Source organism: Elizabethkingia occulta (genome assembly GCF_002023715.1).
Lineage (GTDB): Bacteria > Bacteroidota > Bacteroidia > Flavobacteriales > Weeksellaceae > Elizabethkingia > Elizabethkingia occulta.
Genome location: NZ_MAHX01000013.1, coordinates 58922 through 75340 on the forward strand (window position 1 = coordinate 58922; position 16419 = coordinate 75340).

General features: G+C 32.9%; 12 protein-coding genes. 10 read left to right on the plus strand and 2 right to left on the minus strand.

The features are described from left to right. Window positions 1-8 precede the first annotated feature (8 nt). Window positions 9-1568 (plus strand): SusD/RagB family nutrient-binding outer membrane lipoprotein, encoded by a 1560-nt coding sequence (locus tag BAZ10_RS06680; protein ID WP_078771408.1) that lies wholly within the window; start codon window positions 9-11, stop codon window positions 1566-1568. 73 nt (window positions 1569-1641) lie between these two features. On the opposite strand, the gene BAZ10_RS06685 is transcribed toward BAZ10_RS06680, so the two are convergent. Next, window positions 1642-2166, minus strand: coding sequence for a hypothetical protein (locus BAZ10_RS06685; protein WP_078771409.1), 525 nt, complete (start codon window positions 2164-2166; stop codon window positions 1642-1644). Between the two features lie 238 nt (window positions 2167-2404). Between BAZ10_RS06685 and BAZ10_RS06690 the strand changes: the two genes are divergently transcribed. From BAZ10_RS06690 to argS, 9 genes are all read left to right on the plus strand, one after another. Further along, window positions 2405-5434, plus strand: coding sequence for a SusC/RagA family TonB-linked outer membrane protein (locus tag BAZ10_RS06690; protein WP_078771410.1), 3030 nt, complete (start codon window positions 2405-2407; stop codon window positions 5432-5434). A gap of 26 nt (window positions 5435-5460) precedes the next feature. Next, window positions 5461-6909 carry a SusD/RagB family nutrient-binding outer membrane lipoprotein gene (locus BAZ10_RS06695; protein ID WP_078771411.1) on the plus strand — a complete coding sequence of 483 codons (1449 nt, stop codon included), beginning with the start codon at window positions 5461-5463 and terminating at the stop codon, window positions 6907-6909. Window positions 6910-7075: 166 nt separating this feature from the next. Continuing rightward, window positions 7076-8311, plus strand: a complete 1236-nt coding sequence (locus BAZ10_RS06700) for a lanthionine synthetase C family protein (RefSeq protein WP_078771412.1) — start codon at window positions 7076-7078, stop codon at window positions 8309-8311. A 22-nt stretch (window positions 8312-8333) separates the two neighbouring features. Continuing rightward, window positions 8334-10565 carry a lantibiotic dehydratase family protein gene (locus BAZ10_RS06705; RefSeq protein ID WP_078771413.1) on the plus strand — a complete coding sequence of 744 codons (2232 nt, stop codon included), beginning with the start codon at window positions 8334-8336 and terminating at the stop codon, window positions 10563-10565. After that, complete coding sequence (locus BAZ10_RS06710) at window positions 10562-11461, plus strand: thiopeptide-type bacteriocin biosynthesis protein (RefSeq protein WP_078771414.1); 900 nt, start codon at window positions 10562-10564, stop codon at window positions 11459-11461. Before BAZ10_RS06705 ends, BAZ10_RS06710 begins: the two co-directional genes overlap by 4 nt. A 56-nt stretch (window positions 11462-11517) precedes the next feature. Further along, window positions 11518-11691, plus strand: coding sequence for a hypothetical protein (locus BAZ10_RS19035; protein ID WP_154492337.1), 174 nt, complete (start codon window positions 11518-11520; stop codon window positions 11689-11691). A 17-nt stretch (window positions 11692-11708) separates the two neighbouring features. Then, the gene (locus tag BAZ10_RS06715) at window positions 11709-11987 is read left to right on the plus strand and encodes a hypothetical protein (protein WP_078771415.1); all 279 of its coding nucleotides are present in this window, start codon (window positions 11709-11711) and stop codon (window positions 11985-11987) included. Window positions 11988-12134: 147 nt separating this feature from the next. Continuing rightward, window positions 12135-12284 (plus strand): hypothetical protein, encoded by a 150-nt coding sequence (locus BAZ10_RS18885; protein ID WP_165690096.1) that lies wholly within the window; start codon window positions 12135-12137, stop codon window positions 12282-12284. Window positions 12285-12352: 68 nt separating this feature from the next. Next, the gene (gene argS, locus BAZ10_RS06720) at window positions 12353-14116 is read left to right on the plus strand and encodes an arginine--tRNA ligase (RefSeq protein ID WP_078771416.1); all 1764 of its coding nucleotides are present in this window, start codon (window positions 12353-12355) and stop codon (window positions 14114-14116) included. A 51-nt stretch (window positions 14117-14167) separates the two neighbouring features. Here argS and BAZ10_RS06725 read toward each other — a convergent pair whose 3' ends face one another. Continuing rightward, a complete protein-coding gene (locus tag BAZ10_RS06725; RefSeq protein WP_078771417.1) occupies window positions 14168-16327 on the minus strand; it encodes a S9 family peptidase in 2160 nt (719 codons plus the stop codon). Window positions 16328-16419 lie beyond the last annotated feature (92 nt).

Consider the following 16419-nt stretch of genomic DNA (forward strand, 5'->3'; position numbering starts at 1 on the left):
GAATCGTTATGAAAAAAATATTTTTAATAGCAGGAGCAGTCTTTTCAATATATTCATGTAGTCGTTTGGATGATAATATATCACCCAATGCCGTTCCTGATGGAAATGTTCCGGCAAGACAAAAATTAGCAGCAGCTGAAACGTCAACTTTTGATGCTCAAACTGGTGACCTGATTGAACTTTCAAATTTCTGGATGAATACAACTGCAGGGAATAATTATCAATGGGCAAATGTTTATCCTAACGAAAGCTCATTAAATTTGAACAGTGCTTTCAGAAATCAACTATGGAATAATACTTATCTTTCAGTAGCTAACCTTCAGGCAATTATTGATGGGTCTTCTGCAAAAAGTTTGCCTTTACATGTGGCTATAGCAAAGATATTAAAGGCTAATTATTTACATTATATTGTAGATTTTTATTCAGATGCACCTTATTTTGATGCATTTAAGCAGCAATCAAATTTAGCTCCAAAATATGATAAAGGTGAAGCTATTTATATGGACCTTATTAAAGGAGTAAATGAAGCTATAGATGCTATAGATAATACTCCGATAAATAGTGATACACAGGTAAAAGCGAGTGAAGATGTTATCTTTGGAGGTAGTTCACAAATAGCTAAATGGAGACAGTTTGCAAATTCTATCAAGCTAAGAATGTTGTTGAGAATGTCTAATGCTACTGATGGGGCAGTTAAATCATTTGTTACAAGTGAATTGGCGAAATTAAATAATGATAAAGTTCCTTTTGCAACAAGATTTGTTACTTACAATGTGACTATTAATCCTGGTTATAATGCAGGAAGTAATCAAGGGTTGAATCCTTTCTTTAGAAGATATGGTGCTGTAGATGTATCAGGTACAGATAATGATACTTATACACAGATTCGGGTATCAGAACACTACGCTAAATTAATAAACGGAGATGCTTCAAAGCCTACTGCAGGAATTGTAGATCCGAGAGGAGTAAAACAATTTATAGCTATTGATGGCGAGTTGGTAGGGACACCTCAAGGTAATGGAAAGATTGCAGGGGCTTCTCAGGATGATTTTTCAGCTCTTGGTGGTAATCTGAATAAATCTGCATCCAATACTCTTGGTGGACTTGATAACGGATATCTAATGTTAGCATCAGAAGGTAATTTTTTATTAGCCGAAGCTGCAATTGTATACCCTCAGTATTTCTCAAATGGTAAAATATATTTCGAGCAGGGAATCAGAGATTCATTTACTTTCTGGGGGTTAACCAGTGCTCAGGCAGCTACTTATATAACAGCAATTACTGGTAATACTCATTTAGGATGGGATGCGGCAGGTAACAAATTGGAGCCTCTGCAGTATCAAAGATTATTTGCATTAGCAAATTATCGTCCTATGGAAACCTATCTTAATTATATTAAAACTGGATTTCCGGAAACTCCGTTGGCAAGTAATGCACAGCAGCCCCGTAAGCCTTATAGGTTAATTTATCCGGTTTCGGAATATACAGGGAATTCCTCAAATGTCCCTAATATTAGTGCTGCGGATTGCTTTACTAAAAATCAGACAACTCCGTTCTGGTTAAGATAACAATATTAATAATTTATATAAAAAATAACTTTCTCCACGGAGAAAGTTATTTTTTTATTGGTAGTATAAAGTTTTATTTTTTATCCTGAGGTAATTTATAATATTCCTGAGATAGTTTGTTATTCTCTTCAGCGTTTTGCTTAAGATAACCATTTAGTTTATCAATTTCATGATTGATATTTATAAGCTTTTTTGATGATTCTGTATACTTGTTTGATGTTTTATCAGGTATTTGTGATAAATCTTTTTCTATAATCAGCTTTTTTGTTGTCAGCTTTTCCATTTCTTTGTCTATTTGGACTTTATCTTGTTCATTAAGATAAATGAAATTTAAAACTTGTTCTTTTAATTTTTTTGGTTTGTCCCCAATACTTTCTTTTACTTTTATGTAGTCATTGTAATTAGATAATTCCTCATAATTTTTATCTCTATTACGGTTAATGTAGTTTTGGTTTCTCTGATTCTCTATTACTGTATTATTAGCTACAGGTGCAATTGGTCCCTGAATTGTGGTTGTCCAAGTTCCAGTTCCGGATACTTGCCCATATGCTCCAATAAAAGAAGCAAATATGAATAAGATTGTGATGTTGTGTTTCATAATTTTTTATTTAATAATTACTCAAATTTATAATAAATATTGTTTAGAAATATTATTTTATTAATAAAGTATAATTTATGAGATTAGTGTATAAGTAGAGGTCTTTTGTGTGATTGTTTGATTGTATTTTTTTAGATGAATTTGTTTTGATTATAAAAAAGTTAATTTGTTGTTAATTTTTTGTTTTGTCATGTTAATAAACTTTCACATATTTGTAAAAGTTAAAATTTAATTTGATATGAAGAAACTAACTAACAGTGTTTTGGTAGTGGTTTTGTCTTCTTCTTTTGTATTTGTTAATGCTCAGAAGAAACAAGATTCTACTAAAACAAAAGATATTGAGGGGGTTGTAGTGACCGCACTTGGTATTAAAAGAGAGAAGAAAGCACTTGGCTACTCTACACAAGAGGTAAAAGCAGAAGATCTTGCTAGAAATCCTGTTACGAACTTTACTGCAGGACTATCTGGGAAAGTTTCTGGATTGCAAGTAAAAGGAGTGGGAAACTTTGCAGGTTCTGTAGATGTAGTACTCCGAGGATATCGTTCGATATTGGGACAAAACTCACCATTATATGTAATAGATGGTGTACCTATTATTAATGCAAATAATAATACAAGTGGACAGTTAAATGGTTCTCCTGGATACGATTTTGGAAACACTGTTTCTGATATTAATCCTAATGATATAGCAGATATAAATGTTCTGAAGGGAGCTGCTGCTACAGCACTTTATGGGTCTAGGGCACAGAATGGTGCAATTATTATTACAACTAAAAAAGGTAAAAAAAGTAATAATATTGGTATAGAGTATAACTCTTCGATTGCAGTATCTGCAATCGATAAATCTACATTTGTAACCTATCAGAAAGAATATGGCCAAGGACAGGGTTATGTATATGGATTTGCCGGAGATAAGAGATTTGAGAATTACAACGGAGAGAGAATGGCTCCTACCCAGGTGGATGCATCTTATGGGGCACAGTTTGATCCAAATTTATTAATATGGCAATACGGCGCATTTATTCCAGGATCTCGTACTTTTGGACAAAAAACACCGTGGGTTGCTGCAAAGCATGATCCTTCTTATTTCTTCGAGACCGGAGCGATGTATACTAATGATATTTCCTTATCCCAAGGTAATGATAAGGGGAGCTTCAGACTATCATATCAAAATCAGAATGGTACAGATGTTCTGCCTAATTCTAAACTGAATAAGAATACTGTTAATGGTAGTGCAACATATAAATTCACAGATAAGTTAAATGCAACTTTCAATGCAACTTATGTTTCACAACAAGTAACAGGGCGTAATAATACAGGGTATTCCGGAAACCTTATCAGTGGGTTTAGACAATGGTGGCCAGTAAATGTTGATATTTATGATCAGCGCGATTTCTATAATATGTCGCAGAGTAATTATTCATGGAACATTACAAATGGAAATGATATAACTCCACAATATTGGAATAACCCTTATTTTCAGAGATATCAAAACTTCTCTTATGATACTCGTGAAAGATTTGCAGGTAATTTTAGTTTGAGTTATGATATAGATAAGCATATCAATTTATTAGCAAGAGTTGGTACAGATGGTTATACAACCAGAATGGAGGATAGAAAAGCTATAGGATCGATTGCAGCAGCAATGGGGTTTGGTAGAACGACTGCTACTCAACCATCAGGTTTTGCGGTAATGAATATCAAGCAGAGAGAAACGAATTATGATTTCATTGCAACTTACAAAAATGATTTTGCAAATGAAATTAGTTTAACAGGATTATTAGGAACTAATTTAAATGTTCGTGATTTTTATAGCAATTCACAGTCAACCTCTGGGGGATTATTAATCCCAGGAGTTTATACAGTAGCAAATTCAGTTTCGGTACCAGCTGTACCTCAAACAATAGATATAACTAAAAGAATTATTGGGGTATTTGCACAAGCTTCATTGGGTTACAAAGGTACGTACTATTTAGAAGGAACTGTGAGGAGAGACCAGTCTTCGGCTCTTCCAACAGCTAATAGTGCTTACTGGTATTACTCAGGATCCGGAAGTTTAGTGTTTTCTAACTGGAGTTTCCTGAAAGGTGGAATATTAAGCTTTGGTAAATTAAGAGCTTCTTATGCAGAAGTAGGTTCTGATACAGATGCAAACCAATTGTTGAATCAGTACTATGTAACAACATCATTTAATAATTTACCAGTTTATTATTATACTACAGGAGCAAGTAATCCTAATCTGAGACCAGAAAGATCCAGACAAACAGAGCTTGGTCTTAATATGAAATTTCTGAAAAACAGGATAGGATTTGATGTTGCATGGTTTAAGAATGACTCATATGACCAGATTTTGGCGTTACCTTATTCTAATGCTACAGGTATTTCTACACAGGTTAAAAATGTTGGTAATTTAAGGACTAAAGGCTGGGAGATTTCACTAGATGTAACCCCAATTAAAACGGAGAATTTTAAATGGGATATTAATGCTAACTGGTCTAACCCATATACTAATGTGACATCTTTAGCTGACGGAGTTGAGAATATTACAATGGGTAATTATCAGGGAGGGGTAACAATTAATGCAAGTTTACAGGACCCGTACGGAACTATTAAAGGAAAAGATTTTGTTTATACAAACGGACAAAGAACTGTAGGTTCAAATGGTAAATATATACTTACGTCTACAACCAATAATGTAATTGGGAATATCCAGGCAAAATGGTTTGGAGGTATAACCAATACATTTACTTATAAATCATTCTCCGTAGGGTTTCAGATAGATGTGAGACAAGGTGGAAATGTATTTTCTTTAGATCAATATTATGGGCAGACGACAGGACTTTATCCTGAATCTATTGGTGTAAATGATCTTGGAAATCCAATCCGTAATACCATTGCAAATGGTGGCGGGATTATTCTGCCAGGAGTTTTGCCTAACGGAACACCTAATAATATAAGACTAGATACAAGTGCTAATGGCTACTTAGGATATTCAAATATGCCAAATTCAGTATTTGTTTATGATGCATCTTTTGTAAAACTAAGACAAGCTTCAATTTCTTATTCTTTACCTAAGAAAATGCTTGAAAATACATTTATTCAGGGAGTTACTTTCAGTGCTGTTGGGAATAATCTTTGGATTATCAAAAAGCATGTGCCTTATGCAGATCCGGAAGCTGGATTAAGCTCTGGAAATGCTCAAGGATTCCAATCCGGGGTTATGCCTGCGACAAGAGTATTCTCTTTTAATGTGAAAGTAAATTTCTAAAAGATTAAAATTTTAATTGATAAAAAATGAAAAAATATATAATTAAGACATCGCTTTTATTTTCTGCTTTGGCATTTCTTAGCGGATGTAATACAAGTGATATGAATACTGACCCTAATAGTTTCTATTCGGCTAAGCCTGAAACATTAGTTACTTTTTCACAAAAGGCACTTGGAGATTATTTAAATACACCTGGTGTTAATACTAATAATTTCAGACTGGTAATGCAATATTGGCAAGAAGCTTCTTATGCAGATGAAAGTAACTATGATTTTGTTACAAGAAATATTTCCAATAATGTATGGCAGGCAAATTACAGAGATGTATTACAAAATCTTGTACAGGCAAAAGATATTATTAACAAGTATCAGCCTACTCCTTCTGAACTTGCTACGTGGCCGGGTGTTAAAAAAAATCAACTGGCAGTTATTGATATTTTGCAGTGTATAGTTTTTGGAGATATGGTAGATACATTTGGTGATGTACCTTATAAAGCTGCGAATGACTTAGCTGGTAATCCGTTACCAGCTTATGATAAGGCAGCAGATATCTATACCGATCTTATCGCACGTGTTACTAAGGATATAGCAGATTTGGATACTTCTTTTGCAAGTTTTGGTAATGCCGATGTTATTTATAAAGGATCTCCCGGGCAATGGAAAAAATTTGGAAATTCACTGTTGCTGAAATTTGGTATTACACTAGCAGATGCTAATCCTTCATTGGCAAAGAGTACTATTGACAAAGCAATTGCAGGAGGAGTTTTTGCTTCTGCCAGCGATAGTGCATTGCTTCCTTATGAAATTGCAGCCCCTAACTTTAATCAGTTATACCAAAACCTTAAAGCAAGTGGTAGAAATGATTTTGTTGGAGCAGTAACACTTATTAACAGTATGAAGGCAAACAATGATCCAAGAATCTCGGCATATTACCAGCCAACAAAATCAGGCGAATATATTGGTGCGCCGATTGGTATAACTGCAAGTTTTGCGACCCAGTCTCACATTGGTATGTTTGGTTATACCCCCAATACGCCAGGTACAATATTAACTTATACAGAGGTGGCTTTCTATCTTGCTGAAGTGGCTGCAAGATGGAACCCTGCACAGGCTCCTGCAGCATATCAGAATGCTGTAAAAGCTTCATTCAAGGAGTGGGGGTATACGGATGCAGATGCTAATACTTATATTGCTTCTAAGCCTTATGATGCAACTAATTGGAAAAAATCAATAGGAGACCAGGCATGGGTAGCAATGTATAATCAACCTAATGTTTCATGGAACTTCTGGAAAAGACTTGATTATCCAACTTTAACTGCTCCACCAACAGCGGTATCTCAGGCTGAAGGTAAAGTTCCGGTTAGATTACAATACCCGGTAAGAGAAACGACAACTAACCCTTCAAATTATGCTGCTGCTGCCGCGGCAATCGGAGGAGATAAGCTAACGACTAAAGTCTTCTGGGATAAAAACTAAGATTTATTTCAAACTATATCTAAACCGCCTTTGGGCGGTTTTTTTTATTTAGCTGACTGTACTTTTATTTTTTTAAAATTTAAATCTTATTGAGAAAATAAAGGTGATAAATAGTGATGTTATTAATTAATAAATCTTATTTTTATTAGATCACAATAATATTTTTATGATAAAAGATACAGATGTAGAAACTGCTCAAATGGCAATTATAAAATTAAAAGAAATTTCATCAGAATTACTAGATGAACGGTATTTGAATGAAGATAATAGTATAGGCATTTTGGGAGGAAGCTCTGGAATAATAATGTTTTTATTTCATTACGCTCAATATTCCGATGATATCATTTATTCTGAAGTTGGTAAAGAATATGTTTATCAACTTTTTGATAAAATAAATGCTGGAAGTATAGGAACTACATTCTGTAATGGGTTAGCTGGTACTATATGGCTGCTTGACTATTTAGTTAAAAATAATTTTATCGAATTTGACATAGATGATAATGTTGCTCAGTTGGATGAGTATCTTGCTGTATACATGCAAAAAGATATTGATAGTAATAATTATGATTTTTTACACGGAGCTATAGGATATGGAATGTATTTTTTAGAGAGATGTAAGAATACAAATAATGATAAATATAAACAAGAATATTTAAAATACATCTATCAGTTGATTAATTTTTTTGAAGAATCTTCAATTGAATATAATAATACTATATATTGGGAATGTGAGAATAATCAAGAACCCAAACATATTAATCTAGGCTTAGCACATGGTATTCCAAGTATTATTTGTTTTTTAGCAAAAGTATACAATGTCAATATCGAGAAGGAAAGAATAAAAAATCTTTTAGAACAATCTGTTAGCTTTATTTTAAAATACAAAACTTTTGAAAATATTTCAAGTTTTCCTTCTAAAGTAAGTCTTAATAACATAGATTATGATAATAAAGAAGATATTAGTAGAATGGCATGGTGTTATGGTGATTTGGGAATTGCAATAGCACTTTATCATGCAAATCAAATACTTAATAATGAAGAAGTAGAAAGAGAGTATATAGAATTATTGCACAAGTCTTTAAAAAGGAAAGATAAATCTATATCTATGGTAGAGGATATAAGTGTATGCCATGGTTCATTTGGATTGGCACTTATATTTAAAAAGTTTTATGACAGAACAAAAATTGATAGTCTAAAAGAAGCTTATATATATTGGCTAAACGATGGTCTAAGTAAATCAGTTTATACAGATGGAATAGCAGGTTTTAAAGCTCATAGAGGAGATAATAAGTATGAAAGAGAAACCGATATTCTTGGTGGGGTTTCTGGTATTGGTATGGTACTAATGTCTATATTAACTGAAAATAGCCTTGATTGGGACGAATGTTTATTATTGTCTTAATCGTAGTCTTGAATTTAACTTAATGAATGTAGATAACTTTATGAGTAAAAATCCATATAATTTTTTTGAAAAGTTCGTTTTAAGATTTCCTGTTTATTCATCCGATGAAATATTAAATCGGAAGGTTGATGTAATTAAAGAATTTCAGTCAAACACTTTTTTTAGAGATGCAATTTGTAATGCTAGCTATAGTTTCTACAGCCAATTAACAAGTGCCTTAAAAGAAAATAATATTGAAAATAAAGAGCGAGAAAAGCTTGAAATAAGTCTGTATAAATATTATTCCAGAATGTGTACTAGGAGTACACCGTTTGGACTTTTCTCAGGAATAAAAACTGGGGTTGTATCTTCTCATTCTGATTTTACAATTAACACTCAAAAGATTGAAGTCATACAAGAATATGATAATCTTTTCTTATATAATATTGTAAAAGAGAATTTTAGAGCTACAAATGAAGACTTTCATTTATTTTCAAATAATACAGTAAGCAGATACTATAAAAAATACAGGTATGTAGAAGAACTTACAGAAAGTAATAAAGGTGATAAATCATTTAGAATAGTTCAAACTGAATATAATCAGATATTAAAAAGGATATTAGACTATTCAAAAAATGGAATTAGTAAAAAAGCATTGATTTATCATCTTTTAGATTCAGGTTATGACGCTTCGGAATTAGATAATTATATCACCGAACTTATTAATAACAATATATTAATAGTAAATATAAATCCGGAAGTTAATCTTAAATATATTGAAAAACTTAATCAGTTTTTTAATAATACTAATTATAATGATTCTATAAAAAATATACTACATCAATATAATCTCCTGAAGAATGATCAGTCTAAAAGAATAAGCACTAAATATGAAGACGCGTTATCAGTCACAAAAAAAGAATTTTCCGGTATTACTACTAATAATCTTTTTAATTGTACAGTCACAATTCAAGAAAATGAAACTGTTTTGGACAAACATTTTCTTGTACAAATAAGAAACGTAATTCCATTTTTTAACAGAATATCCCGGGTACAGAATAGAAGTAATTTAGTAGAATTTATAGATAAATTTTATGAAAAATATGAATTTCAGGAAATTTCATTATTGGAAGCCTTGGATAGAGATATAGGTATTGGCTTTCCAGTGAGTAGTGGGCATACTATTAAAAATGAGTTTATTGATGACTTGAAAAAATTTATTTCGTCTAAAGACACTATTTCCAAATCAAACACAGTTCTTAATCATTTCGAGAATATAATTAGCGCAAAAATTATTGAATCTTTTAGAAAAAATAGACAGGTAGTAGAATTAGAAGATAATGATTTTACAGATAATGATCAGTGGGAGGATCTTCCGGTTACTATTTATGGCTCTGCTAAATTATTTTATGAAAATGGAGAAGAAAAAATTGCCATAAGTGGCCTCTCTGGATCTTCTGCTGTGAATCTTTTGACCCGGTTCTCATTTGCAAATAACAATATAAAAGAATATATAAATGAGATTGTCGAATTCGAACAAGGGCAATTGAGAAAAGATAATGAGAATTGGACTAAACAATCAGTAATAGCTGAAATAGCTTTTACTCCTACCATTCGTATTTCTAATGTGATCGAGCATCCTATTTTTTATAACTATTTTATTCCTATTATGAGTAATCCGGAGCATTCAAAAAATGCAAAGCCTATACACTTAGATGATCTATTTTTGAGACTTACTTTGGACAAAAAACTTATACTATGGTCGAAAAGTTTAGATGTTGAAGTCATTCCGAGATTAACGAATGCTCATAATTATTCTATGTCGGATTTAGATATTTATAAATTCCTTTCTGAATTTCAACATCAGAGGAAGCGTTCATTTATTGGATTTTCATTTGGAGCTTTGGCTAATCTTTATTCCTTTATTCCTCGTTTTGAATATAAAGGGATTGTAATTTCTGAGGCCAGATGGTTTATCAACAGTAATGAAATAGATAATATAAAAAAAATATCGAATAACAAAAGTGATTTATTAAAGGGAATTGAAGAACTATGGAGCCGTCATCAGTTACCTAGATATGTACTTTTTGTTTATGGAGATAATGAGTTACTAATAGATATCAAAAATGAGATGTCGCTAAAAACATTAGTAAAAGAGTCTGTGAAACTAAATAGAATTGAGTTTAAAGAATTTTTATTGCAGGACAGCTATCTTAAGGATAAAGACGAAAAGAGATATTCACATGAATTATTAGTAGCTTTTTATAAACAATGAGTAAGAAAAAAAGAAACTTTATGATAGGCTCTGAATGGGTGTATTATAAAATATATGGAAACCCTGAATTTATTAATTTATTATTGGTGAAATATATATTACCATTAACGGATAAATTGGCAAAAGACGGAATATCGGATATGTTCTTTTTTATCCGATATAACGATCCTGACTTTCATCTTAGATTACGATTTTTACTTAAAACAGATAAAATCGGTGAATTAATATCTAGTGTTTATAAATTATTGGATAAAGAAACCTTAAGAAATAAAATTCATAAAGTACAACTAGATACTTATCAGAGAGAACTAGAACGATATGGTGAGCAGACAATAGATCTTGTAGAGGAATTGTTCTACTTAGATAGTATTAAGAACATGAAGTTACTAAAATTAGCTTTAGATGATGATCAACAGAACTGGTTGTGTGCATTAGCTGTAGTCGATTGTTATTTTAATTTGTCCGAAATCACATTAAGCGACAGGATTGTTTTTATAAAAAGAATAATAACAAATCTGAAAGCTGAATATAATATAAAGTCACCGGAATATACTAAGGTTCTTTTAGAGGGATATAATAAAAATAAGAATATACTAAGAAGTTTTTTCCTTGATAAAACAAGCAAACCACATTTTTACTATAAAGTGGAGAATGAATATTATATAAAACAAAAGAAGATAATAGAATCTATAAAACTTGAGAGCCATAAGAATAAAGATGAAACTAAATTTTCAGACATGCTGGGAAGTATTATCCATATGTCTTTAAATAGATTTTTTGTTTATGATGCGCGATTTTCAGAAATGGTTTTATATGAGTATTTGTTAAAGATATATAACGAAAAAATGAATAATAAGAATTTTTTTAATGAAAAAAATAATCTTTTATCAGAATAATTGTTATCTTAGGAGTGACCAAAAAATGAATTTATTAATTTCAAAATCAAAATGTTATGAAAAAACAAAAAATTAAAAAAAAGCTACTGATTAAAAAAGAAATTCTGGTTGATCTAAGTAAAATAAAAGGAGGAATTGCTCCTCCGGAAGAAAGTGCTTTTATGGGAGTATGTGAAACACAGCATGGTTCCAGATGTGTATTATATACGCTTCCTCCTGGAGGTTGCTAAAGCTCAAACATTAAATTATGAAAAAGCAAGCGATCAATAAGAAATTACTTTTTAAAAAGGAAATTGTAAAAGATTTGAAATCAGTTACTGGAGGGGATGAACCAGAAACAATGCCGGTAAATTCATATGCGTGTGGAGATACTTATCGCTTTATGTGTACTACACCAGATCCTCTTCCAAATCTTGATACCTGTATTTGTGGGACAGGTGGCTTTAATGATACACTAAACGCATGTCATACAAAACATGGAGTAACATGTGTATTAAATACTGTTGTTAATTGCACTACCCCTTAAAAATTGTAATTTACTTCAAACAATATCTAAACCGCCTTTGGGCGGTTTTTTTATTTGTTAGTATATTTATTCTAAATATTGTGAATTATTTTGTAGTTATGGAATTAAATATGATATTTGTCATGTAAACCAAATAAATATATTATTATGAAAAATCTGAAAGCATTAAATCGGGATGAATTAAGAATTATAGGAGGAGGAATGGCACCAAGATGTTGTATTGGCTGGAATCCAATTACAAAAGAGTGTAGAGGAGGATACGATCCTAATTGTGAAAATCCTGGATATCCAAGATAACAAATTTATAAGGCCTTATTGAAGGCCTTTTTTTATTTCGTAAATTTGCAGCTACAACTATTTTAAGAATGGAGATAAAAAAACAGATTCAGGATCAGATTACTGAGATTATTCAGCAGAAATACCAGTTAGAAGGTATTACACTAGAAGTTCAGCAAAACAAAACCGATTTTGAAGGAGATTTCACTGTAGTGATTTTTCCGCTTGTAAAACAGGCGAGGAAAAGTCCGGATGCATTGGGACAGGAATTGGGTGAAGAACTTATAGCAGCTACTGATTATATCAGGTCCTATCAGGTCGTAAAAGGTTTTTTAAATCTTTCTCTGAAAAATGATTTTTTTATCGGTCAGGTCCAGAATTTAGGTGATGATTTAGGAAATCTTTCTGCAAAGGCAGAAACTATCATGGTAGAGTATTCGTCTCCGAATACTAATAAACCATTGCACTTAGGTCACGTAAGAAACAACCTTTTAGGTTATTCTGTTGCACAGATACTGAAAGCTGCGGGGTATAATGTAATCAAAACTCAGATTATTAATGACCGTGGTATTCATATTTGTAAATCAATGTTAGCATGGGAGAAGTTTGGGAATGGTGAGACTCCTGAATCAACCGGGTTGAAGGGTGATAAATTAGTTGGTAATTATTATGTAAGATTCGATCAGGAATATAAAAAGCAGATTGAGGAACTAAAAACTCAGGGAGTAACAGAGGAAGAAGCTAAAAAGAAGGCTCCAATAATGTTGGAAGCTCAGAAAATGCTATTAGAATGGGAAAATGGTGATGAAAAAGTACGCCAGCTTTGGGAGATGATGAACGCTTGGGTGTATAAAGGCTTCAATGAGAGTTATGCGCGTATGGGAGTTGATTTTGAGCAGCGTCAGTTTGAAAGTAATACTTATCTTCTAGGAAAAGATATTATTCAGGAAGGACTGGATAAAGGCATTCTGTTCCGTAAAGATGACGGTTCCGTATGGATAGATCTTACGGAAGATGGTCTGGACCAGAAATTATTACTGCGTTCTGACGGAACTTCTGTATATATGACTCAGGATCTGGGAACAGCTGTAGAGCGTTTTAAAGACAATGATATTCAGCAATTAATTTACACTGTTGGAAACGAACAGGATTATCACTTCCAGGTATTATTTTTGATACTTAAGAAATTAGGATACTCATGGGCAGATCATTTACATCATTTATCTTACGGAATGGTGGAACTTCCTAATGGAAAAATGAAATCCCGTGAAGGTACAGTTGTTGATGCTGATGAATTAATGGAGGAAATGTACCTTACTGCAAAAGAAAAAGCGCAGGAACTAGGTAAGATGGAAGGTCTTACGGAAGAAGAAAAAGAGAAATCTTATGAAACTGTTGGGCTTGGTGCTTTGAAGTATTATATTCTGAAGATTGATCCGAAGAAAAAGATATTATTTAACCCGGCTGAAAGTATTGATTTCAATGGTAATACAGGACCATTTATTCAGTATACTTATGCAAGAATTCAGTCATTGTTGAATAGAGCAGAATATAAAGAGGGTAGTATTTCTGAAAGCTACCAATTAAATGCTTCCGAGAAAGAATTATTAGTAATGACTTCTCAGTTTAATGAAGTGATAGCTAAAGCAGCAGAAACATTGAGTCCTGCTCAGGTAGCAAATTATGTTTATGATTTAGTAAAATCTTATAACTCTTTCTATCAGAATAATCCTATCCTTAATCAGGATAATGAAGATGCAAAACAGCTTCGTTTAAAATTATCCAAAGTAACTGGGAATATTATTCATAAAGCATTAGAACTTTTAGGAATAGGAACAGTCAACAGAATGTAATTTCTTAGATTTGAAATAATAAAAAAACCTGCTTTTAGCAGGTTTTTTTATTTACTTAGTTTTATTAGGCCCCAGTAAGAACTCTTTCGGATGTTTCTTACCCAGAAGATGAGCCGTAAAATAATCCCAACGACGTCTCATCATATAATAAGTATGTTCTCCAAAACCATGAGCACTGTTAGGAAAAGCAATAAAATCATAATCTTTATTAGCTTTTTCTAAAGCTTCAATTACCAGTAATGCATTGTATGGAGGTACATTGTCATCCATCATACCATGTGCAATGAGTAATTTGCCTTTCAGGTTTTTAGCATAAAGCTGATTAGCCTGTGATGCATAGTCTGAATTTTCTACAAGCCCGTTATATCTTTCGCCCCAGTCATCTTCATAATTGCGATTATCGTGATTACCAGATTCTGAGATACCAACTTTAAAGAAATCCGGATATCTGAACATGGCTGCTGCAGTTGCAAAACCTCCACCCGAATGTCCCCAGATGCCAACTTTATCCACATCTATAGGATATGTTGCTGCAAGTTGTTTAATCGCAGCGATCTGATCGGGTAAAGTATTGATTGACATATTTCCGTAGCTCATGTCATGATAAGATTTTGAACGATAAGGATTGCTGGTCCCTTCCAAAACCAAAACATAAGTACCTAGTTCAGCAAGGGCATTGTTGTCTCCTTTAGATGCAGTGAAAGCCCAGCTTCCAACGCTTCCGCCTTGCGGACCAGGATAAATATAATCTATAATCGGATATTTTTTACCAGCAACAATATTACTAGGCTGGAAGAGAAGACCATAAACATCAGTAACGCCATCACCAGCTTTTAGCTTTACAGGTGTCGGTGCTTTCCAGCCGGTAGCTTCCAAAGCCGTTAAGTTTGCCTTTTCCAAATCCATAACTTTCATACCATCCAGCTTTTTGACTAAAGAAACTGGTGCTATATTAGGCTGTGAATATTGATCTATGAAATGAGTTCCGTCTGGAGAAAGTGTAATCTGGTGGGTACCTGTTTCCGGAGTTAGATTTTTGAAGTTTTTTCCGGAAAAGTCGATTGAGCAGAAAGAAATAAAATAAGGGTTTTCTTTTTGCAAACCCGCTGCTGTGAAATATAATTTTCGGTTCTTCTCATCTACCTTTAATAGATTAGCTACAAGCCAGTCTCCTTTAGTAATCTGATGTTTCAGTTTTCCTGTTTTAGCATCATACAAATAAAGATGCCCCCAATTATCTCCTTCGGAATACCACAATACTTCATTTGTTGCAGCTAAATAACGCCAGTTGATTGCATTACGTCCGGATTCAAATTGTGTAGCAACAGTTTCTTCAAAAACTTCACGGATAGAACCATCCTTAGTATTGGCAATTCTTAATTTTGCATTTTTGTGATCTCTGGAAGTAGATACAAAGGCAACTTCTGAACCATCCGGATTCCAGTCGATATCATCAAAGGTCCCACTGGCAGCAATATCATCGCTTAATGTTCCTCTGTGAAAATCAGGCTGCATTTTGAAACGAACTAAACCACCGTTTTCAGTATCTATAACGACTCTGTGCAACATCGGAAGAACTGTGTCACCAGGTAGTGGATATTTCCATGCTTTTAGTTGTGGATGGCCTACATTGGTAGTCACGAGATACATTTCGCCTACATTTCTTTCATCCATCTGAAAAGTAGTAATCTTTTTGGAATCAGGTGACCATCTTAGAATAGGTGCATCACTATGCTTCCAGCCTGCATTATCGGTAGCATATCCAAAGTCTTTTATCCCGTCAGTAGTCAGTTGCTTTTTATCATGTGTGGTTGTGTCTTCTATCCACAAATTGTAATTATCTATGTAAGCCAATTTTTTTCCATCGGGAGAGAGAACGCCAGGTTTATTGTTTTTCCTTTGTGGCGGTGTGATTGGAGAATTAGGATTTCTTTGACCAGTCTGAATTACCGTTTCAGTTTTAGTCTTTTTTTCAAGAACCACATTAACATTAGTGAGCTCTCCTGCTGATGAAGTTTTGGTATATTTAAATCCTTTACCATCTTTATCCCATGTAGGGGCGTTCATTGCATTCCGGACCAGAGGCGCGGTTTTGTAAAACAATCTGCTTTCTGCTCTTTTGTAATCTGCAACCGTAACAGAATCCTGAGCGTAAAACATAGAAACAGATACCGACCCTAATGCAATCAGAGCCAATTTTGAATACTTCATATTATTATTAGTTAATTAGAATAACAAATATCGTAATATGAATGCTAATAATTTAATAAAAAGCAGATTAACTGAGTGTAATTATTATTTGT